The following is a 22532-nucleotide window of genomic DNA, read 5'->3' on the forward strand; positions in this document are numbered from 1 at the left end:
ATGCCTCGCAGCCTGAAGAAGGGCCCCTTCATCGACGACCACCTCGCCAAGAAGGTGGACGCGGAGAACGAGAAGGGCACCCACAACGTCATCAAGACGTGGTCGCGCCGCTCCATGATCGTGCCGGACATGATCGGTCACACGATCGCCGTGCACGACGGGCGCAAGCACGTCCCCGTGTTCGTGACCGACTCGATGGTCGGCCACAAGCTGGGCGAGTTCGCCCCGACCCGCACCTACCGCGGGCACGTGAAGGAAGACCGGAAGGGACGTCGCCGATGAGCACCACCGAGCGTCAGCGCACCAGCGCCCGCCGCACGTCGCTGCTCGGCGACGCCCCGGGTGCCTTCGCCAGCGCCCGCTACGTCCGCATCACGCCGCTCAAGGCACGCCGGATCGTGGACCTGGTCCGCGGCCGGTCGGTCGCGGAGTCGCAGGCCCTGCTGGCCTTCGCGCCGCAGGCCGCCGCCGAGACCGTCGCGAAGGTCCTCAACTCCGCCGTCGCGAACGCCGAGACCGTCGAGGGCCTCAAGGCCGCCGACCTGGTCGTCTCGGTCGCGACGGTCGACGAGGGCCCCACGATGAAGCGGTGGCGCCCCCGCGCCCAGGGCCGCGCCACGCGGATCAACAAGCGCACGAGCCACATCACGATCGCCGTCCAGCCCGCTGACGCGGTCGCCGCCGGCACGAAGAAGAAGGGACGGTCTGCCTGATGGGTCAGAAGATCAACCCGAACGGCTTCCGCCTCGGCATCTCGACCGACCACAAGAGCCGTTGGTACGCCGACAAGCTCTACAAGTCGTACGTCGGCGAGGACGTCGCGATCCGCAAGCTGCTCAGCAAGGGCATGGAGCGGGCCGGCATCGCGAAGGTGGAGATCGAGCGCACGCGTGACCGCGTCCGCGTCGACATCCACACCGCGCGCCCGGGCATCGTCATCGGTCGCCGCGGCGCCGAGGCCGACCGCATCCGTGGCGAGCTCGAGAAGCTCACGGGCAAGCAGGTGCAGCTGAACATCCTCGAGGTCAAGAACCCCGAGGTCGACGCGCAGCTGGTCGCCCAGGGCGTCGCCGAGCAGCTCAGCGGCCGCGTGCAGTTCCGTCGCGCGATGAAGAAGGCCATCCAGACCTCGATGCGCTCCGGTGCCAAGGGCATCCGGATCCAGTGCTCCGGCCGCCTCAACGGCGCCGAGATGTCGCGCACCGAGTTCTACCGCGAGGGCCGCGTCCCGCTGCACACGCTGCGTGCCGACATCGACTACGGCTTCTACGAGGCCCGCACGACCTTCGGCCGCATCGGCGTGAAGGTCTGGATCTACAAGGGCGAGGTCGCGGGCACCCGCGCCGAGCGCGAGGCCCAGGCTGCCGCCCGGGCCGGTGCGCCGGGTCGTGGTGGCCGCCCGACGCGTGGCGGGGAGCGCCCGAGCCGTGGCTCGCGTGCCGACCGTCCGACCCGTTCGGGTCGCGAGGGCGCGTCCGCCGAGGGTACGGCGACCGAGGCCCCGGCCTCCGCCGCCGCCGAGACCGCTGCCGCTCCGGCAGCCACGGAGGGCTGATCCCCATGCTGATGCCCCGTCGCGTCAAGCACCGCAAGCAGCACCACCCCAAGCGGACCGGTGCCGCCAAGGGCGGCACGTCGCTCAACTTCGGCGACTTCGGTATCCAGGCGGTCGAGTCGCACTACGTGACCAACCGTCAGATCGAGTCGGCGCGTATCGCGATGACCCGCTACATCAAGCGTGGCGGAAAGGTCTGGATCAACATCTACCCGGACCGTCCGCTCACCAAGAAGCCGGCCGAGACCCGCATGGGTTCCGGCAAGGGCTCGCCCGAGTGGTGGGTCGCCAACGTCAAGGCCGGCCGTGTCATGTTCGAACTCTCCGGTGTTTCCGAGGACGTTGCTCGCGAGGCCATGCGCCGCGCGATCCACAAGCTCCCCATGAAGTGCCGCTTCGTCTCCCGCGAGGCAGGTGAATTCTGATGTCCCAGAAGGTCAGCAAGGCGTACGAGCTCGACGAGGTCGACGGCGTCGACCTCGCGGAGAAGTTGCGCGAGGCGAAGGAGGAGCTGTTCAACCTCCGGTTCCAGGCGGCCACCGGCCAGCTCGAGAACAACAGCCGTCTGCGCACGGTGAAGAAGGACATCGCCCGCATCTACACGGTGCTGCGCGAGCGCGAGCTCGGCATCCGCAGCACGCCGGGCTCCGACGACATGACGAAGGACGGCGCCGCATGAGCACCGAGACCCAGGAGACCGCCCAGCGCGGCGCCCGCAAGGTTCGCGAGGGCATCGTCGTCAGCGACAAGATGGACAAGACCGTCGTCGTCGCCGTCGAGGACCGCGTGAAGCACGCCCTGTACGGCAAGGTGCTGCGCCGCACGAGCAAGCTCAAGGCGCACGACGAGCCCAACGCCTGTGGCACCGGCGACCGTGTCCTGATCATGGAGACGCGACCGCTGTCCGCCACCAAGCGCTGGCGCGTCGTCGAGATCCTCGAGAAGGCGAAGTGACCTCTCGCCCCACGGCGAGTTCAACCCATTAGTTCGGCCAGGCTCCCGCCCCACCGCGGGCGGGAGAACCGGTCCGACGACCAGGAGAGAAGATGATCCAGCAGGAGTCGCGACTGAAGGTCGCCGACAACACGGGTGCGAAGGAGATCCTCTGCATCCGCGTTCTCGGTGGTTCGGGTCGCCGCTACGCCGGTATCGGCGACGTCATCGTCGCCACCGTGAAGGACGCGATCCCCGGTGGCAACGTGAAGAAGGGTGACGTCGTCAAGGCCGTCGTCGTGCGCACCGTCAAGGAGCGCCGCCGGCCCGACGGCTCGTACATCCGCTTCGACGAGAACGCCGCGGTGATCCTGAAGAACGACGGGGAGCCCCGGGGCACCCGCATCTTCGGGCCCGTCGGCCGTGAGCTGCGCGAGAAGAAGTTCATGAAGATCATCTCGCTCGCGCCGGAGGTGCTCTGACCATGGCGAAGCTCAAGATCAAGAAGGGTGACACCGTCAAGGTGATCGCCGGCAAGGACAAGGGCGCCCAGGGCAAGGTCATCGGCGTGCTCCGCGAGGAGCAGCGGGTGATCGTCGAGGGTGTCAACCGCGTGAAGAAGCACACCAAGGCGGCGCCGCAGGGCGGCGACGCGACGGGCGGCATCATCACGACCGAGGCCCCGATCCACGTGTCCAACGTGATGCTGGTCGAGGGCGACGGCGTGACCCGTGTCGGCTTCAAGCGCGTCGAGGGGACCAAGCGCCGGGCCGACGGCTCGGAGTACTCCGTCGAGCGCGGCGTGCGCGTCTCGCGCACCACCGGCGAGGAGATCTGAGATGACCGAGACCACCATCGCCGCCCCGGCGATCCCGCGCCTCAAGGCGCGCTACCGCGAGGAGATCCTCCCCGCGCTGAAGAGCGAGTTCGACATCGCGAACGTCATGCAGGTGCCCGGCCTGACCAAGATCGTGGTCAACATGGGCGTCGGCGAGGCCGCTCGCGACTCGAAGCTGATCGAGGGCGCCATCCGCGACCTCACCGCGATCACCGGCCAGAAGCCGCAGGTGACCAAGGCCCGCAAGTCCATCGCCCAGTTCAAGCTGCGCGAGGGCATGCCGATCGGCGCGCACGTCACGCTGCGCGGCGACCGCATGTGGGAGTTCCTGGACCGCCTGCTCTCCCTGGCCCTGCCCCGCATCCGCGACTTCCGCGGGCTCTCGCCGAAGCAGTTCGACGGCCGTGGCAACTACACGTTCGGTCTCACGGAGCAGGTCATGTTCCACGAGATCGACCAGGACAAGGTCGACCGCTCGCGTGGCATGGACATCACCGTCGTGACCACCGCCACGACCGACGAGCAGGGCCGCGCGCTGCTGAAGCAGCTCGGCTTCCCCTTCAAGGAGAACTGACATGGCGAAGACGTCGCTGAAGGTCAAGGCCGCCCGCAAGCCCAAGTTCGCGGTCCGCGGCTACACCCGCTGCCAGCGCTGCGGCCGGCCCCGCGCGGTCTACCGCAAGTTCGGTCTGTGCCGCATCTGCCTGCGCGAGATGTCGCACCGGGGCGAGCTGCCCGGCGTGACCAAGTCCAGCTGGTGACCTGCTCAACCTGACCTGCCATTCCCAGATCAAGCACGAGTCGCTGTAGGTCGCACCGCGTGCGCGGTGCGAAACCACGGTGGAGAAAGGCCTTGTGGCCATGACGATGACTGACCCGATCGCAGACATGCTCACGCGTCTGCGCAACGCCAACCAGGCGTACCACGACTCCGTCGAGATGCCGTACAGCAAGCTCAAGGCGGGCGTCGCGGAGATCCTCCGTCAGGAGGGCTACGTGACCTCGTTCGAGGTGACGGACAACGTCGACCCCAAGACGGGCGAGGCGGCCGTGGGCAAGACGCTGACGATCACGCTGAAGTACGGCCGCAACCGCGAGCGTTCCATCGCCGGTGTGCGCCGCATCAGCAAGCCCGGTCTCCGGGTGTACGCGAAGTCCACGAGCCTCCCCAAGGTCCTCGGTGGCCTGGGCGTCGCGATCATCTCGACGAGCCAGGGACTGCTGACCGACCGCCAGGCCAACCAGAAGGGCGTGGGTGGGGAAGTCCTCGCCTACGTCTGGTGACGAGAGACCGAGAGAGGAGAGAAGAAGCATGTCGCGCATTGGCAAGCTCCCCATCACGGTCCCGTCCGGTGTGGATGTCGCGATCGACAACAGCCTCGTGACGGTGAAGGGCCCCAAGGGGACCCTGACCCACACGGTGCCGGCGCCGATCACGATCGAGAGGAACGACGGTGTCCTCGAGGTCCGGCGACCGAACGACGAGCGCGAGAGCCGCTCGCTGCACGGCCTGACCCGCACCCTGGTCGCCAACATGGTGACGGGCGTGACCGACGGCTACGAGAAGAAGCTCGAGATCGTCGGCGTCGGCTACCGCGTGCTGTCGAAGGGCCCGACCCAGCTGGAGTTCCAGCTCGGCTACAGCCACTCGATCACCGTGGACGCCCCCGCCGGGATCACGTTCACCGTCGAGGGCCCCACCAAGCTCGGTGTCCAGGGCATCGACAAGCAGCTCGTCGGCGAGACCGCGGCGAAGATCCGCAAGCTCCGCAAGCCCGAGCCCTACAAGGGCAAGGGTGTCCGCTACGCGGGCGAGCAGGTCCGCCGCAAGGTCGGAAAGGCAGGTAAGTGACGATGGCCATCTCCCTTGCCAACAACAAGCACACCGCGGCGCGGGTCAAGTCCCGCCTGCGTCGTCAGGTCCGTGGTCGCAAGCGCATCGCCGGTACGGCGGAGCGCCCGCGCCTCGTGGTCACGCGCAGCGCCAAGCACATCTCCGTGCAGGTGGTCGACGACGTGATCGGCAAGACCCTCGTGTCTGCGTCGACGATGGAGGCGGACCTCCGCTCCCACGACGGCGACAAGACGGCGAAGGCGAAGCGGGTCGGCGAGCTCGTCGCCGAGCGCGCGAAGTCCAACGGTGTCGACGCGGTCGTGTTCGACCGCGCCGGCAACCGCTACCACGGTCGCGTCGCGGCCCTCGCGGACGGTGCCCGCGAGGGTGGGCTGACCTTCTGATCGCGAAGACGAACCAGAGAGAGAAGAGGAAAGTCTCATGAGCGGACCCCAGCGCGGACGCGCCGGCGGCGAGCGCCAGGGCGGTGACCGTCGCGGAGGACGCGACGATCGCCGTGGTGGCGGCGCCGACAAGACCGCCTACATCGAGCGCGTCGTCGCGATCAACCGTGTCGCCAAGGTCGTGAAGGGTGGTCGTCGCTTCAGCTTCACCGCCCTCGTGATCGTCGGTGACGGTGACGGCCTGGTCGGCGTCGGCTACGGCAAGGCCAAGGAGGTGCCCGCGGCGATCGCCAAGGGCGTCGAGGAGGCGAAGAAGGCGTTCTTCCGCGTCCCCCGCATCCAGGGCACGATCCCGCACCCCGTGCAGGGCGAGAAGGCGGCCGGCGTCGTCTTCCTGCGTCCGGCCGCCCCCGGTACCGGTGTCATCGCCGGTGGTCCGGTGCGCGCCGTGCTCGAGTGCGCGGGCATCCACGACGTGCTGAGCAAGTCGCTCGGCTCGTCCAACCAGATCAACATCGTGCACGCCACGGTCGAGGCCCTCCGCATGCTGGAGGAGCCCGAGGCGGTGGCCGCGCGACGTGGTCTGCGGGTCGAGGACGTCGCCCCGGCGGCCCTCCTGAAGGCGCGGGCCGAGGTGCCCGCCGCCTCGGGGGTGAACGACTGATGCGTCTCAAGGTCGAGCAGAAGAAGTCGGGCATCGGTCGCAAGCAGAACCAGCGCGACACGCTGCGCACGCTGGGTCTCAAGCGCATCGGTGACGTCGTCGTCAAGGAGGACCGTCCGGAGATCCGGGGCATGGTCCACACGGTCCGTCACCTGGTGACGGTCGAGGAGGTCGACTGACATGACGCTGAAGATCCACCACCTGCGTCCTGCCCCCGGTGCCAAGACCGCCAAGACCCGCGTGGGTCGCGGTGAGGGCTCCAAGGGCAAGACCTCGGGCCGCGGTACCAAGGGCACGAAGGCCCGCTACCAGGTCCCCTCGGCCTTCGAGGGTGGCCAGATGCCGATCCACATGCGGCTGCCGAAGCTCAAGGGCTTCAAGAACCCGTTCAAGGTCGAGTTCCAGGTCGTGAACCTGGACCGCGTGAGCGAGCTCTTCCCCGAGGGCGGCGAGGTCTCCAAGGAGACCCTGGTCGCCCGCGGTGCGGTGCGCAAGAACCAGCCCGTCAAGGTGCTGGGCACGGGCGACATCACGGTCGCGGTCCAGGTCTCCGCGGACGCCTTCTCGGCGTCGGCGAAGCAGAAGATCGAGGCTGCCGGCGGTTCCGTGACCGTCGTCGGTGCGTGACGTCGTACCACTGATCGACGCAGGGCGTCGTCGGGCCTGACGGCCGGGCGGCGCCCTCGTCGTATCCCCACCCGACCACCGTCGAGTCGGCTGTTAGGCTCTGCCGCGGCCCTCGGGGGACGGGTCCGAGGCCGTGTGCCACCAGGAAGAAAGAGGATCTCGTGCTGGGCGCCTTCGCCAACGCATTCCGGACACCGGACCTGCGTCGCAAGCTGCTGTTCGTCCTGTTGGTCGTCGTGCTCTTCCGGCTCGGTTCGCAGGTCCCGTCGCCGGGCGTGCACGTGGACAACGTGCAGAGCTGCCTCAACCAGATCGAGGACCAGGGGCTGTACACCCTCATCAACCTGTTCTCCGGCGGGGCGCTGCTGCAGCTGACCATCTTCGCGCTCGGGATCATGCCGTACATCACTGCGAGCATCATCCTGCAGCTGCTCGTGGTCGTCATCCCGCGGCTGGAGGCCCTCAAGAAGGAGGGCCAGTCCGGCCAGGCGAAGATCACGCAGTACACGCGCTACCTGACCCTGGCGCTCGCCGTCCTCCAGGCCACCGGCATCGTGGCGCTCGCCCGGAGCCGCCAGCTGCTCCAGGGCTGCGAGCTGCCGCTGCTGCACAGCGAGGACAGCCGCCTCACCTTCCTCGTCATGGTCGTGACCATGACGGCCGGCACCGCCGTCATCATGTGGCTCGGTGAGCTCATCACCGACCGCGGCATCGGCAACGGCATGTCGATCCTCATCTTCTGCCAGGTCGTCGCGACGTTCCCCGGCTCGCTGTGGGCCGTGCGCGAGTCGCAGGGCTGGGGCACCTTCGCCATCGTCATGGCCATCGGGCTCGCGATCGTGGCGGCCGTCATCTTCATCGAGCAGGCGCAGCGCCGCATCCCGGTGCAGTACGCGCGGCGGATGGTCGGGCGGCGCATGTTCGGCGGCAGCTCGACGTACATCCCGCTCAAGGTCAACCAGGCCGGCATCATCCCCGTCATCTTCGCCAGCTCCCTGCTCTACCTGCCGGCGATGGCGGCGCAGTTCAACGCGACGTCGGACTCCGCGTGGGTGCGGTGGATCAACGAGCACTTCGTGCGCGGCGACCACCCGCTCTACATGGCGGTCTACTTCGCGCTCATCATCTTCTTCACGTACTTCTACGTCTCGATCACCTTCAACCCGAAGGAAGTCGCGGACAACATGAAGAAGTACGGCGGCTTCATCCCCGGGATCCGGGCGGGCAAGCCGACCGAGGACTACCTGTCCTACGTCCTGTCCCGCATCACGCTGCCGGGCGCGCTCTACCTCGGTCTCATCTCGCTGATCCCGCTGATCGCGTTCGCGGTCATCGGGGCCAACCAGAACTTCCCGTTCGGCGGCACGTCGATCCTCATCATGGTCGGCGTCGCCCTCGACACGGTGAAGCAGGTCGAGAGCCAGCTCCAGCAGCGCAACTACGAAGGATTCCTCCGCTGATGCGTCTCATCATCATGGGCCCCCCCGGGGCCGGCAAGGGCACCCAGGCCAAGGGCGTCGCGGCCCGCTACGGCATCCCCGCGATCTCGACCGGGGACATCTTCCGGGCGAACGTCTCCGAGGGCACCCCGCTGGGGCTCGAGGCGAAGCGCTACATGGACGCCGGTGACTACGTGCCCGACTCCGTCACCAACAACATGGTGCGGGACCGCCTCGCCCAGGACGACGCCGCGAGCGGGTTCCTGCTCGACGGCTACCCCCGCACCCTGGCGCAGGTCGCCGAGCTCGACGGCATGCTCGAGGCGAGCGACACCGCCCTCGACGCGGTGCTCGTGCTGACGGTCGACGACGACGAGCTGGTGAAGCGGCTCGTGCTGCGCGCCCAGACCGACGGCCGCACGGACGACACGGAGGAGGTCATCCGGCACCGCCAGGACGTCTACAACGAGCAGACGGCCCCGCTCATCGAGGTGTACGCCGAGCGCGGCCTCCTCGTGCGCGTCGACGGGATGGGCGAGGTCGCCGAGGTGGCCGAGCGCATCGCGTCCGCGCTCGACGGCGCCCGCGCCTGACGCTGCCGCTCATGGGACTCCTGCGCCGCGGCGTCGAGCTGAAGACGCCGGCGCAGCTCGACGCGATGCGCGAGGCCGGCCTCGTCGTCGGCCGCACGCTGGAGCTGGTGTCGGTGCGCGCCGCGCCCGGGATGACGACGGCCGAGCTCGACGCCCTGGCGGAGGAGAGCATCCGCTCCGCCGGGGCGGTGCCGTCGTTCCTGGGCTACCAGGGCTTCCCGGCCTCCCTGTGCATCTCCGTCAACGACGAGGTCGTGCACGGCATCCCCGGGTCCCGGGTGCTGCGCGAGGGTGACGTCGTGTCCATCGACTGCGGCGCCATCGTCGACGGCTGGCACGGCGACGCCGCGGTCACCGTGGTCCTCGGCGAGGTCGCCCCGGAGGTGGCCGAGCTCGTGCGGGTGACCGAGGACGCGCTGTGGCGGGGGATCGCCGCGCTGCGCCTCGACGGCCGGGTGGGGGACGTCTCCCACGCGGTGGAGTCCCACGTGCGCTCGTGCGGCGACTACGGCGTGGTCGAGGACTACACGGGCCACGGGATCGGCTCGGCGATGCACCAGCCGCCCGACGTGCCGAACGTGGGCCGCCCGGGCCGCGGACCGCGGATCGTCGAGGGCATGGCGCTGGCCATCGAGCCGATGGTCACGCTCGGCTCCCCGGCGAACGACACCCTCGACGACGACTGGACCGTCGTGACGCGCGACGGCAGCCCCGCCGCCCACTTCGAGCACACGACGACGGTCACCCCCACCGGGGTGTGGGTGCTGACCGCCCTGGACGGTGGCGCGAAGCGGTTGGCAGATGCAGGGATCCCGTACGGCGGGAGGTAGGTTGTCGCCGCTCGGGGCAACGTCGCCGCCGGGCCCCTGTCGGCCCCTCCTGTGCAAAGGCACCTCGCCGTGATCCTCAAGACCTTCGGGTGGTCCTTCGCGATCACCGTCGCCGGTCTCGTCGGCGCCTTCCTCTACGGCTCCCGCGACGGCACGTCGGCCGCGATCAGCGCGCTGTCCGTCGCGGCCATCCTCATCGTCCTCGAGGTCTCGCTCTCCTTCGACAACGCCGTGGTCAACGCCAAGGTGCTGAACAAGATGTCGAAGTTCTGGCAGACGATGTTCCTCACCGTCGGCATCCTCATCGCCGTGTTCGGCATGCGCCTGGTGTTCCCGTTCCTGGTGGTCTGGGCCTCCGCGGGCCTCAACCCCGTCGACGCCTGGGACCTGGCGATGGCCGGTGGTCACGGGGAGGGCTCCTACGCCTACATCCTCGAGGAGGCCCACCCGATCATCGCGGCCTTCGGTGGCATGTTCCTCATGATGATCTTCCTCGACTTCTTCACCGACGAGGAGAAGGAGCACCACTGGCTGGGCCCGGTCGAGCGCCCGTTCCAGCGCCTGGGCGCGGTCAGCGGCATCTCGGTGGCGGTCGCGCTCGCGCTGCTCGTCATCATCGGGGAGGTCTTCCGTCGTACCCAGCCCGAGGAGTTCACCGCCGAGGAGTTCGGCAGCGTGCTGCTCGCCGGCATCCTCGGCCTGCTGACCTACCTCGTGGTGAAGGGCCTCGGCGACGCGTTCGAGTCGTCGTCCGGCCTGATGGACGACGAGGACGCGGACGACGACGGTGCGCTCACGCCCGCCCAGGTGTCCGGCGGCGAGGTGGCCCTGGCGACGGGCAAGGCCGCGTTCTTCATGTTCCTCTACCTCGAGGTGCTCGACGCGAGCTTCTCGTTCGACGGCGTCATCGGCGCCTTCGCCATCACGACCGACCCGATCGTCATCGCGATCGGCCTCGGTGTGGGCGCGCTCTACGTCCGGTCGATCACGGTCTACCTGGTCCGCAAGGGCACGCTCGCCGAGTACGTCTACCTCGAGCACGGTGCCCACTGGGCGATCGGTGCGCTGGCGGTGCTGCTGTTCGTGACGATGGGCGTCTCCATCCCGGAGGTCGTGACCGGCCTCATCGGCGTCGTCATCATCCTCTCGGCCCTCGGGTGGAGCATCCGCGAGAACAAGCTGCACCCGGAGTCGAAGCACGAGGTCCACGTCTGACCTCGCGCGGTCGGGTGCCCCTCTAGGCTCGTGGGGCACCCGACCGACGGGTGCACGGGTGGACGAGGAGGCTGGCGCAGCATGGGAGTGACGCTCCGCAAGGGTGGCAACGTCTCGTTGGCGAAGGCGGCGGGCGCGCCCCTGACCCGGCTGCGCATCGGCCTGGGCTGGGACGTGCGGGTCACGACCGGCGTCGACTTCGACCTGGACGCCTCGGCGCTCCTCGTCGGCCAGGACGGCAGGGTCCTCAGCGACCAGCACTTCGTCTTCTACAACAACCTGACGTCCCCGGACGGCTCGGTGCACCACAGCGGTGACAACACCACCGGTGAGGGCGACGGCGACGACGAGACCATCGAGGTCGACCTGCCGACCGTGCCCGAGCAGGCCGTGCGCGTCGTCTTCCCGGTCTCGATCCACGACGCCGACCTGCGCGGGCAGAGCTTCGGGCAGGTGAGCGGGGCGTTCATCCGTGTCGTCGACGCGGTGCGGGAGGTCGAGGTGGCCCGCTTCGACCTGACCGAGGACGCGAGCACGGAGACGGCCATGATCTTCGGCGAGCTCTACCGCCGCGACGGCGACTGGAAGTTCCGCGCGATCGGCCAGGGCTACGCCTCCGGACTGCTCGGCATCGTGCACGACTTCGGCGTCGACGCCAGCTGAGTGGCGCCCGCTCCTACGATGGGCGCATGAGCTCCCCGCGCCCCGACCGTCGCCGCCGGCGCGGGGGAGCAGACCTGCTCGAGCGCGCCCTCGAGGCCCGGGCGCAGCTGCAGGAGCACTTCTTCCGCGTCGACCAGCTGCAGCGCGACGTCGGCGGCACCGTGGCGCAGTACGCCGCGCTGCTGCCGGACCGTGCGCGGTCCACGGGCGTCGTCCCGGCCTGGCGCCAGCTCGACCAGCGCGCCGGCGACGCGGTGCTGGCCTACCTCGGCGTGCTCGACGCGCACGACCCGGTCGAGGACCTCGACCCCTACCGCGTGGGTGCGGCGACCACGGCCTTCGAGCGCGGCGTCCCGGCCCTGCGCGAGGTCGCCGAGGCCATCGACCGCTACCTCGACCAGTACGGCGCGGAGCTCGGCCGCGTCGGGGAGGTCCGGGAGCGCCCGGCGCGCCGGCTGGCCGCCGCCCAGGAGTCCGTCACGCGCGCGGAGGCGGCCTGGCGCGCGATGACCGAGGAGGGGTTCAGCCTCCCGGAGGCCGACGAGGCGCTGGCCCGCGCCCGCGTCGCGGCCCGCAAGCTCGCCGAGATCGCCGACCGGCTGGGGCCCGACGACGCCGAGGAGCCGGCCGCCGTGGTGGAGCGCCTCGCCGAGGACGCGCGCTCCCTGGCCACCGAGCTGCCCGCCCGCCTGCGCACGCTGGGCCAGCGCATCCCGTCGCTGGCCACCCGCATCGAGGCGGTCACCACCCGCTCGGAGCGGATGGGCGAGCACATGTCCGGCCTGCGCCGGGAGTTCTCCTACGCCAGCTGGGACGACCTGGCCCGCGCCGAGGAGGAGCTGCGCTCCCGCGTCGCCTCGGCCCGCGACGGTCTCGAGCCGCTCCGGCGCCTGCACGCCGCGGGCGACCACGCCGGGGCGCTCGCCGCGCTGACGCGGGTGGAGGACGACGTGCGGCGCGCCTCCGACCTGGTGGACGCCCCGCGGCTGCGGCTCGAGCGCCTGCGCGAGGTCAAGCGCGACCCGGAGGCGCTGCTCGAGCGCGCCCGGTTCGCGCTGCGCGACGCCCGGCTCCTGCTGAGGCGCGGCTCGCCGCAACCGTGGGGCGGACGCCTCGACGCCCTGGCCCACGAGCTCATCGCCGTGGAGGGCCTGCTGGAGGGGGCGCACCCCGACTACTGGCAGCTGCTGACGCGGGTCGAGCGCCTCCACGCCGGCGTCGACACCCTGGTCGCGGACTTCCGGGCCGACCAGGCCGGACGTACCCGGCGGTAGCCGCAGGACCCCCGCCGGACGTCCACCCGGGTGCCCCCGGGCGTTTCCCGACCACCCGTATCCTGCCCTCCGTTTCGCTGCCCGGGGGTCGGCAGCCGTGAGGAGGAGTCGTGCAGCACTTCGGTCATCTCGGGGAGGACCAGCGGGCCGCGCTCTTCAGCGTCCCGCCGGAAAAGTTCGAGCGGGACGCGGCCCCGGAGCTCCTCGCCGTCGCGCTCGGCGCGACCCTCTACACCCCGGCGACCCGCCCGACGATCGAGCGGGACCTCCCACGCGCAGCGGCCCACGGCGTCATGTGCTCCGTGCTGTGCCTCGAGGACGCGATCGCCGACGGCGACGTCGAGTTCGCCGAGAAGAACCTCGCGCACCAGCTGGGCCAGCTCTTCGAGTCGGGCGCGCCGCGGCCCCTCGTCTTCGTGCGGGTGCGGCACCCCGACCAGGTGCACCGACTCGTCGAGGCGCTCGGGGACCAGGCGGACGGCCTCGACGGGTTCGTCGTCCCCAAGTTCACCGCCCGCTCCGGCGTGTTCCTCGACGCCGTCGCCGAGGCGTCCGGGCGCACGGGCCACCGGCTGTGGGTCATGCCCGTCATCGAGTCGCCCGAGGTGTTCGCGGTCGAGACCCGCGTCCAGGCGCTCGTCGACGCCCGGGACCTGCTGCACGCGCACCGCGCCGACGTGCTCGCCGTGCGCATCGGCGCCACCGACCTCTCCTCGATGCTCGCCCTGCGTCGCCCGGCCGACATCACCGTGTACGACGTCGCCCCGCTGGCCTCGGTGATCGGCGACATCGTCAACGTCATGGGGCGCCGGGACGGCACCGGGTTCGTCGTCACCGGCCCGGTCTGGGAGCACTTCGACAACGGCGAGCGCCTCTTCAAGCCCCAGCTGCGGGAGACGCCGTTCACGGCCCCGGCCGAGCGCGTGCTGCGCCGCCGGCTCATCAGCAAGGGTCTCGACGGGCTCATCCGGGAGGTCACGCTCGACCACGCCAACGGCCTCTTCGGCAAGACCGTCATCCACCCCTCCCACGTCGCGGCGGTGCACGCGCTCAGCGTGGTGACCCACGAGGACCACACCGACGCCCTCGACGTCGTCGAGGCGCGCCGCGGCGGGGGCGTCTCGGCGTCGCGCTACGGCAACAAGATGAACGAGGCCACGCCCCACACCGCCTGGGCGGAGTCGGTGCTCCTGCGGGCCCGGGCCTTCGGGGTCGCCGCGGAGGACGTCACCTTCGTGGACCTGCTCGAGGCCGGGGTCCGCCTGTGAGCGCCGGCGTGCCCACGGCCGGTGTGCCTGCGACCGGTACGACGTGGTCCGGCGCGTGGACGGCCGAGCGCCTCGGCGTCGAGGTCGTGCCCGCCGACGGTAGCCGAACGGGGCCGGCCCTGACGGACCTCTTCGGCCTCGCGCTGCGGGTCAACCCCCGCCGCCCGCACCTGCTGGTCTCGACCGTGCTGGCGAAGCACGTGCCGACCGACCCACGCGTGGTCCGCGCCGCGGGCCTGCTGCTCGGCCTCGAGGTCGCGGCCCGCCTGGGCCGCCCGGGCGCCCACGACGACGCGCTCGACCCCGTCCGCGCCGCCCTCGCCGAGGTGCTGCGCAGCGGTGCCGGGGACGACGCGGTCGCGACGCTCGACGCGGCGGCCGCCGACGCCTGCGCCGCCGTGGCCGACGGGGACGGCCTGGTCCTCGGGTACGCCGAGACCGCGACCGCGCTGGGCCACCTCGTGGCCCGTGCCCTGCGCGTGCCGTCGGTGCACTCCACCCGCCGGCACGTGCCGGGCGCCGTGCCCGCCCTCGGGTTCGACGAGGCGCACTCGCACGCCACCGAGCACCTCGTCGTGCCCGACGACGCGGCGCTGCTCAGGACGCCCGGCCCCGCCGTGCTCGTCGACGACGAGCTGTCGACGGGGCGCACCGCCCTGGGGACCATCCGCGCGCTGCACGCGGTGGCGCCGCGCGAGGTGTACGTCATCGCCGCGCTCGTCGACGTCCGCCGGGCCGAGGACCGCGCCGCGCTGGACGCGGCCGCCGCCGAGCTCGGGGCGCGCATCGAGGTCGTCGCGCTCGCGGCGGGCGAGGTCCGCGTGCCCGCCGGGGCGACGGCGCCGGGGGCGTCCGCCGTACCGCTGCCGTCGGAGGGGGCGACCACCGGTGCGCCGGGGGAGCCCGAGGTCCCCGACGCGGGGGACGCGTGGCCCGTGGGGGTCCGCGAGTCCGGGCGCCACGGCTTCGCGCCGGCCGACGAGGCGCCGCTGCAGGCGGCGGCCGCGGCGGTGGCCGCCGCGGTGGCGGCGCGCCTGCCGCTCGACCCGGACGGCGCCGGCGAGGTGCTGGTGCTGGGCACGGAGGAGCTCATGTACGCCCCGCTCGAGGTGGCGGACGCGCTGCGGCGCACCGGCGTGCCCGTGCGCTTCTCGACCACGACCCGCAGCCCGGTGCAGGTGCGGGACACCGACGGCTACGCGGTGCGCTCGGGCGTGCGGTTCGTCGCCCACGACCGGGACGCGGACGGGTACGGCGCGGCCGACCGGTTCGCCTACAACGTCGCGTCGCGCCCGTGGCGCGCGATCGTCGTCGTGCTCGACCGGCCGTCGGCCACGGCGGCGCTGCACGGCCCCGACGGGCTGCTGGCGGCGCTGGCGCCGCACGCCCCCGTGGTGCTGCCCGTGGTGCTGTCCGTCGACGCCGCGGGCCCCGGGCCGCTGCGCGGGCCCGCGTTCGGCTCGTACGCCGCGGATGAGGTCGGCTGGCTGCTCACCGACCTGTCGCACGTGACCCTGGAGGGCGGGCGCGAGGAGCGCGAGCGGGCCATCCAGTCGGGCGAGGCCCACTACGCGGAGTCGCTGCCGACGGAGTACCGCCCCGACGCGGCCTACCGCGCCCTCTACGCCGAGCAGGTCGGCGCCGTCGCCGACCGGGTCGCCGCCGCCGTGGTCACCGTGGGCGACCTGGCCCGCACCACCCGTGGGCGCGACGACCTGGTCGTGGTGTCCCTGGCGCGGGCCGGCACGCCCATCGGCATCCTGCTGCGGCGCTGGGCCGCGCGGCAGGGCTGGGACTGGCCCCACCACGCCGTCAGCATCGTGCGGGACCGGGGGATCGACCTCACGGCGCTGCGCTGGCTGGTGGACCGCTACGACCCGCAGCGCCTGCTGGTCGTCGACGGCTGGACCGGCAAGGGCGCGATCGCGCGCGAGCTGGCCGCGGCCGTCGCGAGCGCCAACGAGCAGCTGCGCCTGGGCGGGCGGGGCGTGCCCGCGGACCTCGCGGTGCTCGCCGACCCGGGGGAGTGCGTCGAGCTCTTCGGCACCCGCGACGACTTCCTCATCCCCTCGGCCTGCCTCAACAGCACGGTGTCGGGGCTCGTCTCCCGCACGGTGCTCAACGCCGACCTCATCGGGCCGCACGACTTCCACGGCGCGAAGTTCTACGCGGAGCTGGCCGACGAGGACGTGTCGGGCGACTACCTCGACGCCGTCACCGCGGCCTTCGACGCCGTCGAGGCCGACGCCCGCCGGGAGGCCGAGCGGCTCCGCGCGAGCGACCGCACGCCGACGTGGTCGGGCTGGGTCGCGGCCGAGAAGCTCCAGGCCGAGCACGGGCTGCCGAGCGTCAACCTCGTCAAGCCCGGGGTGGGCGAGACCACCCGCGTGCTGCTGCGCCGGGTGCCCTGGCGGGTGGTGGTGCGGCCCGGCCGCGACGCCGACCTGCGGCACGTGCGCCTGCTCGCCGCGGAGCGCGGCGTGCCCGTCGTGGAGGTGGACGACCTGCCCTACAGCTGCGTCGGCATCATCCGACCGACCGAGCAGGACGGCTCGTGAGCGGCCGGGGCCTCCTGGTCGCCTCCGACCTGGACCGCACCCTCATCTACTCGGCCGCCGCGATGCAGCTCGGCGAGGCCGTCGCGGAGCCCGTCTGCGTCGAGGTGTACGACGGGCGGCCGACCAGCTTCATGGACCCCGCGGCCCTCGACGCGCTCGGCGCGCTCTCCGAGCGCACCCCGTTCGTGCCGGTGACCACGCGCACCCGGGAGCAGTTCGGCCGCATCGTCCTGCCGGGCGTGCGCTCGACCCACGCCGTCACGACGAACGGCGCCGTCATCCTCGACGGCGGGACGCCGTGTCCCGAGTGGGCGGCCGAGGTGCGCCGGCGCACGGCGGGGGGCGCGTCGTACCTCGACGCCACCCGCGCCCTGCGGCCCGTCTGGGAGCGCCCGTGGGTGCGCAAGGTCCGCGACGCGGAGGAGCAGTTCGTCTACGCCGTGGTCGAGCCGGCGCTGACGCCCGCGGAGTGGTACGACGAGCTCGCCGCCGCCACGACCGCCCTCGGCTGGGTGCTGTCGGTGCAGGGGCGCAAGGCGTACGTCATCCCGCCCGGGCTGACCAAGGAGGCCGCGGTCGCCGAGGTCGCCCGGCGTACCGGCGCCGACGCGGTCGCGGCCGCCGGGGACTCGTGGCTGGACGCCGGGATGCTCGCGGCGGCCGATTACGCGGTGCGCCCGGCGCACGGCGAACTGCACGCGCAGGACTGGTCGACGCCGGGCCTGCGGGTGACGACCGCGGCCGGCGGACGGGCGGCCGCGGAGATCGTCGCCGCGTTCGACGGATGGGAGCGCGAGGGCGCGTCGGGGTGGTCTACGGTGTCGTCCGACCCCCTCCCCTGACGACGGAGACCGATCACGTGGTGCCTCCCGGACCTGCGGGTCCCTCCCTCCGCGTCGGCATCGGCGGTGAGTCCCGCGACTTCGCCCCCCAGACGACCGTGACGATCGGCCGCGACCAGGCCTGCACCCTCGTGCTCGCGCACGGCGACGTGTCGCGGCGCCATGCCGAGCTGCGCCACGAGCGCGGGTCGTGGTGGGTCGTGGACCTGGGCAGCACCAACGGCACCCTCGTCGACGGCCAGCGGGTCGGCGAGCTCGCGCTCGCCCCCGGCCGGTCCGTCGACGTGCTCGTCGGTGGCACCCGCGGGGTGCCGCTGCGCGTGCAGGTCGGGGCCGGACCGGCCGCGCCGGCCGCACCCCCGCCGTACGCCGCCCCCGGCCGCCCGCCCCAGCAGGCACCCCAGCAGGCACCGCAGCAGACGCCGCGCGGGGCCCGGCCGCCCGCGCACCAGCCGCCGCCGTTCCAGCCCCACCAGCCGCCGGCCGACGACCGCACGATGGCCGCAGGCGCCCCCGCGGCGTTCGCGGGCGGCGCGGGCGGTCCCGGGCACGGTCCAAGGCACGGCGGTGCCGCGGCCCGCACGGCGCCGCCCGGCCAGTTCGCGCACGGGCAACCCCTGCTGCGCGGCCCGGTGGTCGCGGGGCGCACGTTCACGATCGGGCGCGCGCAGGGCTGCGACGTCGTGCTCGACGACCCGCTCGTCTCGCGGCGTCACGCCGCGATCGAGCTCGGCCGGGCAGCCGTGCTGCGCGACCTGGGCAGCTTCAACGGCACGTACGTCAACGGGTCGCGGCTCCAGGGCGGCGTCGGGCTCTCGCCGGGCGACGAGGTCATCGTCGGCAACCAGACGTTCACGTGGACCGGTGGCCAGCTGCTGGCCCGCAACACGCGCTCCGACCTCACGCTCGTCGTCGAGGGCCTCACCACCGTGGTCAAGGGCGGCCGGCGGCTGCTCGACGGCGTCTCGCTCGAGCTCGGCCCGGCGTCGCTGACCGCGGTCATCGGACCGTCGGGCTCCGGCAAGTCGACGATGCTCGGGGCGCTGACCGGCACCCGGCCCGCGACGTACGGCAACGTCATCTGGCAGGGGCACGACCTCTACGCGCACTACGACCAGCTGCGCCACCAGATCGGTCTGGTGCCGCAGCAGGACATCCAGCACCCGCAGCTCACGGTGCGCCAGGGCCTGTCGTACGCCGCGCGCCTGCGCCTGCCGCCCGACACCGGCTCGGCCGAGCGCGCCCAGCGCGTCGAGCAGGTGGTCGGCCAGATGCAGCTCGGCCGCCAGGTCGACAACCGCATCGGCACCCAGCTGTCCGGCGGGCAGAAGAAGCGGGTCTCGATCGCGACCGAGCTGCTCACCGCCCCGCCGCTGCTCTTCCTCGACGAGCCCACCTCGGGCCTCGACCCGGGTCTCGACCGCGACGTCATGCACCTGCTGCGCGGGCTGGCCGACGAGGGTCGCGTGGTCGTCGTCGTCACCCACTCGGTGCTGGCGCTCGACGTGTGCGACAAGGTCGTCGTGATGGCGCCCGGGGGCCGCATCGCCTACGCGGGCCCGCCCGACGAGGTGCTGGCGCACTTCGGCTGCAGCGACTACCCCGAGGTCTTCGACCTGCTCGACGAGCCCGACCTGTGGCGGCGGATCCCGCCGCCGCCCGGTGGCCGCGCGGCGACGGGCGCCCTGCCGGTCGTGGCGAACGCCGCGCTGCCCTCGCCGCCGCGCCAGTCCTTCGCCCGCCAGTTCGGCACGCTGGTGCGCCGCACCCTGTCGGTGATCGCGTCCGACAAGATGCTGCTCGCCCTGCTGCTGCTCACCCCGCCCGCCATCGGCGGCCTCAGCCGGCTGGCGCAGGGCGGTGACGGGTTCGCGCTGGCCCGCACCGCCGACGACAACGGCCTGCTGCGCCCGGGGGAGGTGGTGCAGCGCCTGACGGTCTTCATCGTGGCCGCCGCCCTCATCGGCGCGGTCATGACGGTGTGGGCGCTGGTCAACGAGCGGGCGGTCTTCCGGCGCGAGTACGCCGTCGGCCTCTCGCCCGGGGTGTACCTCACGAGCAAGGTCGCCGTCTTCGGCGTGCTGTGCTTCCTGCAGGGGGTGGTGGTCACCTTCGTCGGCACGGTCGGGCTGCCCGGTCCGGACGACGGGGGCGTGGTCGGCCTGGGCTGGTTCGAGGTGGCGATCGCGGTGGGGCTGGTGTGCACGGCGGTGGCCGTGCTGTGCCTGGCCATCAGCGCGCTGCTGACCAGCTCGGAGCAGGGGATGCCGGCGCTCATCGGCGTCGTCATGACGCAGCTGGTGTTCTCGGGCGCCATCATCTCCGTCGCCGGGCGGGCCGTGCTCGAGCAGCTGGCCTGGCTGGCGCCGGCCCGGTGGGGGTACGCCGCGTCCGCCGCGACCGTCGACCTGAACCGGTCGAAGGAGGGCGCCGACGGTGCGCTGCTCGAGGGGGAGGAGCGCGACGTGCTCTACACCCCCGACGTCGACCAGTGGGTGCTCAACCTGTTCGTGCTCGTGCTGCTGACGCTGGCGTTCGTGGTGCTGGGCTACCTCACCGTGCGCCGCAGCGCCCGCGCGCCGGAGTGAGCGGCGTCGTACCGCGGAGGTCGCCCGGGCGCGCGCGGGCAACGGGAACGTATCGGGATCGGCGAGCGTTGAAGGAGTACGAGCCCGTAGCATGACGGGCCCGCACCTCAGGAGGAGTGAGTCCCATGCAGAGCAACAACCCGGTGTTCAGGCGTTCGGCCGAGTTCAACGGGTCGCGCGCCAACGGCACCCCGACGTATGCCGGCGGCGTCGGCTACGGCCAGCCCCAGGGCCAGCCCTACGGCTACGGTGACCCGGCGTCGTGGGACATGTCCCGTGCCACCGCGCCTGCCCCCGCCTCGGGCCGGATGACGATCGACACCGTCGTGCAGAAGACGGCGTTCTCGGTCGGCACCGTGATCCTCGCGGCGATGGCGACGTGGATCCTGACGCCCGACATCACGACGACCAACACCGACGCGATGGGCGCGCTCGGTGCGCTCGCCGGCCTCGGCGCCCTCGCGGCGTTCGGCCTCTCGATGGTCAACTCGTTCAAGCGGCTCGTGAGCCCCGCGCTCGTCATGGCGTTCGCCGTGGCCGAGGGTGTCGCGCTCGGCGCGCTGAGCAAGATGTTCAACGGCATGTTCGGCGGCGGTGTCGTCATGGGCGCCGTCATCGGCACGTTCGCGGCCTTCGCGGGCACGCTGGCGGCCTACAAGGTGCTGAACATCCGCGTCGGCGACAAGTTCCGCATCTTCGTCGTCGCCGCCATGTTCGGCATGGTCGGCCTCGGCCTGATGGAGCTCGTGCTCGGCCTGTTCGGCGCCCAGATCGGCCTGTTCGGCTTCGGGGGCCTCGGCACGGTGATGGCGATCGTCGGTCTCGTGCTCGGTGTCTTCATGCTGATCCTCGACTTCGACTTCGTGGAGCAGGGCATCGCCGCCGGGCTCGACGAGCGCGAGTCGTGGCGCGCCGCGTTCGCGATGACGGTCAGCCTGGTCTGGATCTACACCAACCTGCTGCGCCTGCTGGCGATCTTCAGCCAGGACTGACCGGCACCGGTAGCACCCGCAGCACCGCTCGACGCGAACGGCGCCGTCCCCCTCGGGGGGCGGCGCCGTTCCGTGTTCCCGGGTCGCATCTCCCGGGTCGCGCCGGCCCGGGTGCGCCGCCCGGCGTACCCCCCCGGCGTCTGGTGCGGTGCCAGCGCCACTGGTGCGGGCGCAGACCGCGTCTCCAGTAGCTCGGACACCGCGTTACACCGGGGCGGGCGTCAGGAGCCGGTGGCGGTCGTCCCGCTGTCGCCGAGGCCCCCGCCGGCGCCACCAGCACCGGCCTCACCAGCACCGGCCTCACCAGGAGCGGCCGCACCGCCACCGCCCTCGACGGCGGTGAGGTGCGGAGCGGCGGGCGGCGCGTGGTCCTCGGCCGACTCGGGGCCGACGGTGTCGGTGCCCGGGCGGCGGCGGCGGTGGCGCAGCTCGACCCAGCGCCCGCGGACGCCGCGGCGGTTGCCCGCCACCTCGGTGCCGCCGAGCTCGGTGCCCGGCGTGCGCACGGCCTCGATGGCGGCCTGGGCGATGGGCAGCACCCGCTCGCCGCGGAACGCCTCGGGCAGCCGCTCGTCCTCGGGCAGCTGGCCCAGGGCGGCGAGCATCGAGGGCAGCAGGGACGCCGCCATCTGCTCGTAGCCGTGGGCCGAGGGGTGGAACTGGTCGGGCCCGAAGAGCAGCGCCGGGGCCGCCTCGAACTCGGGACCGAGCACGGAGCCGAGCGACACGGTGCGGCCGTCCTCCTCGACGACCGCGATCGTCTGGCCCGCCGCGAGGCGGCGCGACCAGGAGCGCGCGATCTGCTTGAGCGGCGGCGGGACGGGCTTGACGGTGCCCAGGTCCGGGCACGTGCCCACGACGACCTCGCACCCGGCGGCACGGAAGCGCCGTACCGCCTCGGCGAGGTGCTGCACCGACTCCGACGGCTTCACGGTGTGCGTCACGTCGTTGCCGCCCACGACGATGACGGCCACGTCGGGCTCGACGGGCAGGGCGCGGTCCACCTGGGGCGCGAGGTCGCTCGACAGGGCGCCGACGACGGCCAGCGTGCGCAGGTAGACCCGCCGGTCGGCGTGCACGGCGAGGCCCGAGGCCAGCAGGGCGCCGGGGGTCTGCTCGACGCTCTCGACGCCGTAGCCGGCGGCGAGGGAGTCACCGAGGATCACGACCTTGTAGGCGGGCCCGGGGCGGCCGCGGCCGTACCAGCCGGTGGAGTCCGGGGGCGGGTCCTCCCGGGGGTCGCCGATCGTCCTCCGCGCCACGGTCGCCTCGAAGCGGAGGAGCCCGTAGAGCCCCGCACCGACGACGGAGAGCCCTCCTCCGCCGTAGGCAGCGGCGGCCGCGAGCTTCCTGGCTGCTGCTGCTCTTCCCACCCCGACACTCTACGGACCGCCGCGCCGCGCCGGGGGCTAGAT

Annotated in this window: 28 protein-coding genes; 27 read left to right on the plus strand and 1 reads right to left on the minus strand. The window is 72.3% G+C overall.

Annotated features, from left to right (window positions below; genetic code table 11):
* The 27 genes from rpsS to INN71_RS03520 all read left to right on the plus strand — a co-directional run bounded on the left by rpsS (window position 1) and on the right by INN71_RS03520 (window position 21117).
* Window positions 1-282: a 30S ribosomal protein S19 gene (gene rpsS, locus INN71_RS03390; RefSeq protein WP_277500999.1), complete on the plus strand. Its 282-nt coding sequence runs from the start codon at window positions 1-3 to the stop codon at window positions 280-282.
* The gene (gene rplV / locus INN71_RS03395; RefSeq protein ID WP_301799615.1) at window positions 279-713 is read left to right on the plus strand and encodes a 50S ribosomal protein L22; all 435 of its coding nucleotides are present in this window, start codon (window positions 279-281) and stop codon (window positions 711-713) included. Before rpsS ends, rplV begins: the two co-directional genes overlap by 4 nt.
* On the plus strand, window positions 713-1555 hold the full coding sequence (gene rpsC / locus INN71_RS03400) for a 30S ribosomal protein S3 (RefSeq protein WP_277500997.1): 843 nt from the start codon (window positions 713-715) through the stop codon (window positions 1553-1555). The genes rplV and rpsC overlap by 1 nt, the downstream gene beginning before the upstream one ends.
* Before the next feature lie 5 nt (window positions 1556-1560).
* Window positions 1561-1980 (plus strand): 50S ribosomal protein L16, encoded by a 420-nt coding sequence (rplP, locus tag INN71_RS03405; RefSeq protein ID WP_277500996.1) that lies wholly within the window; start codon window positions 1561-1563, stop codon window positions 1978-1980.
* Window positions 1980-2234, plus strand: a complete 255-nt coding sequence (rpmC, locus tag INN71_RS03410; protein ID WP_277500995.1) for a 50S ribosomal protein L29 — start codon at window positions 1980-1982, stop codon at window positions 2232-2234. The genes rplP and rpmC overlap by 1 nt, the downstream gene beginning before the upstream one ends.
* The gene (gene rpsQ, locus INN71_RS03415) at window positions 2231-2509 is read left to right on the plus strand and encodes a 30S ribosomal protein S17 (RefSeq protein WP_277500994.1); all 279 of its coding nucleotides are present in this window, start codon (window positions 2231-2233) and stop codon (window positions 2507-2509) included. The genes rpmC and rpsQ overlap by 4 nt, the downstream gene beginning before the upstream one ends.
* Before the next feature lie 92 nt (window positions 2510-2601).
* The gene (gene rplN / locus INN71_RS03420; RefSeq protein ID WP_011757324.1) at window positions 2602-2970 is read left to right on the plus strand and encodes a 50S ribosomal protein L14; all 369 of its coding nucleotides are present in this window, start codon (window positions 2602-2604) and stop codon (window positions 2968-2970) included.
* Window positions 2971-2972: 2 nt separating this feature from the next.
* On the plus strand, window positions 2973-3326 hold the full coding sequence (gene rplX, locus INN71_RS03425) for a 50S ribosomal protein L24 (protein ID WP_277500985.1): 354 nt from the start codon (window positions 2973-2975) through the stop codon (window positions 3324-3326).
* Between the two features lies 1 nt (window position 3327).
* Window positions 3328-3900: a 50S ribosomal protein L5 gene (gene rplE, locus INN71_RS03430; protein ID WP_277500984.1), complete on the plus strand. Its 573-nt coding sequence runs from the start codon at window positions 3328-3330 to the stop codon at window positions 3898-3900.
* A 1-nt stretch (window position 3901) separates the two neighbouring features.
* Complete coding sequence (locus INN71_RS03435) at window positions 3902-4087, plus strand: type Z 30S ribosomal protein S14 (RefSeq protein ID WP_277500983.1); 186 nt, start codon at window positions 3902-3904, stop codon at window positions 4085-4087.
* Window positions 4088-4187: 100 nt separating this feature from the next.
* Window positions 4188-4610, plus strand: coding sequence for a 30S ribosomal protein S8 (rpsH, locus tag INN71_RS03440; RefSeq protein WP_277500981.1), 423 nt, complete (start codon window positions 4188-4190; stop codon window positions 4608-4610).
* Between the two features lie 28 nt (window positions 4611-4638).
* On the plus strand, window positions 4639-5178 hold the full coding sequence (rplF, locus tag INN71_RS03445; RefSeq protein WP_277500980.1) for a 50S ribosomal protein L6: 540 nt from the start codon (window positions 4639-4641) through the stop codon (window positions 5176-5178).
* A gap of 2 nt (window positions 5179-5180) precedes the next feature.
* A complete protein-coding gene (gene rplR, locus INN71_RS03450) occupies window positions 5181-5564 on the plus strand; it encodes a 50S ribosomal protein L18 (RefSeq protein WP_277500979.1) in 384 nt (127 codons plus the stop codon).
* Window positions 5565-5601: 37 nt separating this feature from the next.
* Window positions 5602-6228 carry a 30S ribosomal protein S5 gene (rpsE, locus tag INN71_RS03455; protein WP_277500978.1) on the plus strand — a complete coding sequence of 209 codons (627 nt, stop codon included), beginning with the start codon at window positions 5602-5604 and terminating at the stop codon, window positions 6226-6228.
* A complete protein-coding gene (gene rpmD / locus INN71_RS03460) occupies window positions 6225-6407 on the plus strand; it encodes a 50S ribosomal protein L30 (RefSeq protein WP_277501016.1) in 183 nt (60 codons plus the stop codon). The genes rpsE and rpmD overlap by 4 nt, the downstream gene beginning before the upstream one ends.
* Before the next feature lies 1 nt (window position 6408).
* The gene (gene rplO / locus INN71_RS03465) at window positions 6409-6855 is read left to right on the plus strand and encodes a 50S ribosomal protein L15 (protein WP_277500977.1); all 447 of its coding nucleotides are present in this window, start codon (window positions 6409-6411) and stop codon (window positions 6853-6855) included.
* A gap of 161 nt (window positions 6856-7016) precedes the next feature.
* On the plus strand, window positions 7017-8315 hold the full coding sequence (gene secY / locus INN71_RS03470) for a preprotein translocase subunit SecY (protein WP_277500976.1): 1299 nt from the start codon (window positions 7017-7019) through the stop codon (window positions 8313-8315).
* Window positions 8315-8887: an adenylate kinase gene (locus INN71_RS03475; protein ID WP_277500975.1), complete on the plus strand. Its 573-nt coding sequence runs from the start codon at window positions 8315-8317 to the stop codon at window positions 8885-8887. Before secY ends, INN71_RS03475 begins: the two co-directional genes overlap by 1 nt.
* 11 nt (window positions 8888-8898) lie before the next feature.
* The gene (gene map / locus INN71_RS03480) at window positions 8899-9717 is read left to right on the plus strand and encodes a type I methionyl aminopeptidase (RefSeq protein ID WP_277500974.1); all 819 of its coding nucleotides are present in this window, start codon (window positions 8899-8901) and stop codon (window positions 9715-9717) included.
* A gap of 69 nt (window positions 9718-9786) precedes the next feature.
* Window positions 9787-10932, plus strand: coding sequence for a DUF475 domain-containing protein (locus INN71_RS03485; protein WP_277500973.1), 1146 nt, complete (start codon window positions 9787-9789; stop codon window positions 10930-10932).
* Between the two features lie 81 nt (window positions 10933-11013).
* Window positions 11014-11595 (plus strand): TerD family protein, encoded by a 582-nt coding sequence (locus tag INN71_RS03490; protein WP_277500972.1) that lies wholly within the window; start codon window positions 11014-11016, stop codon window positions 11593-11595.
* Between the two features lie 26 nt (window positions 11596-11621).
* Entirely contained in the window at window positions 11622-12869 is a 1248-nt protein-coding gene (locus INN71_RS03495; protein ID WP_277500971.1) for a hypothetical protein, read from the plus strand.
* Between the two features lie 110 nt (window positions 12870-12979).
* The gene (locus INN71_RS03500; RefSeq protein WP_277500970.1) at window positions 12980-14137 is read left to right on the plus strand and encodes an HpcH/HpaI aldolase/citrate lyase family protein; all 1158 of its coding nucleotides are present in this window, start codon (window positions 12980-12982) and stop codon (window positions 14135-14137) included.
* Between the two features lie 8 nt (window positions 14138-14145).
* Window positions 14146-16695 carry a phosphoribosyltransferase gene (locus tag INN71_RS03505; protein WP_301799629.1) on the plus strand — a complete coding sequence of 850 codons (2550 nt, stop codon included), beginning with the start codon at window positions 14146-14148 and terminating at the stop codon, window positions 16693-16695.
* On the plus strand, window positions 16692-17537 hold the full coding sequence (locus INN71_RS03510; protein WP_301799631.1) for an HAD family hydrolase: 846 nt from the start codon (window positions 16692-16694) through the stop codon (window positions 17535-17537). Before INN71_RS03505 ends, INN71_RS03510 begins: the two co-directional genes overlap by 4 nt.
* 20 nt (window positions 17538-17557) lie before the next feature.
* Window positions 17558-20125, plus strand: a complete 2568-nt coding sequence (locus INN71_RS03515; protein WP_301799632.1) for an FHA domain-containing protein — start codon at window positions 17558-17560, stop codon at window positions 20123-20125.
* A gap of 125 nt (window positions 20126-20250) precedes the next feature.
* Complete coding sequence (locus INN71_RS03520; RefSeq protein ID WP_277500925.1) at window positions 20251-21117, plus strand: Bax inhibitor-1/YccA family protein; 867 nt, start codon at window positions 20251-20253, stop codon at window positions 21115-21117.
* A 221-nt stretch (window positions 21118-21338) separates the two neighbouring features.
* Here the strand turns inward: INN71_RS03520 and INN71_RS03525 are convergent, their stop codons facing one another.
* Window positions 21339-22490 carry an SGNH/GDSL hydrolase family protein gene (locus tag INN71_RS03525; RefSeq protein ID WP_301799634.1) on the minus strand — a complete coding sequence of 384 codons (1152 nt, stop codon included), beginning with the start codon at window positions 22488-22490 and terminating at the stop codon, window positions 21339-21341.
* Window positions 22491-22532 lie beyond the last annotated feature (42 nt).

It is taken from the genome of Nocardioides sp. ChNu-153, assembly GCF_030466625.1.
Lineage (GTDB): Bacteria > Actinomycetota > Actinomycetes > Propionibacteriales > Nocardioidaceae > Nocardioides.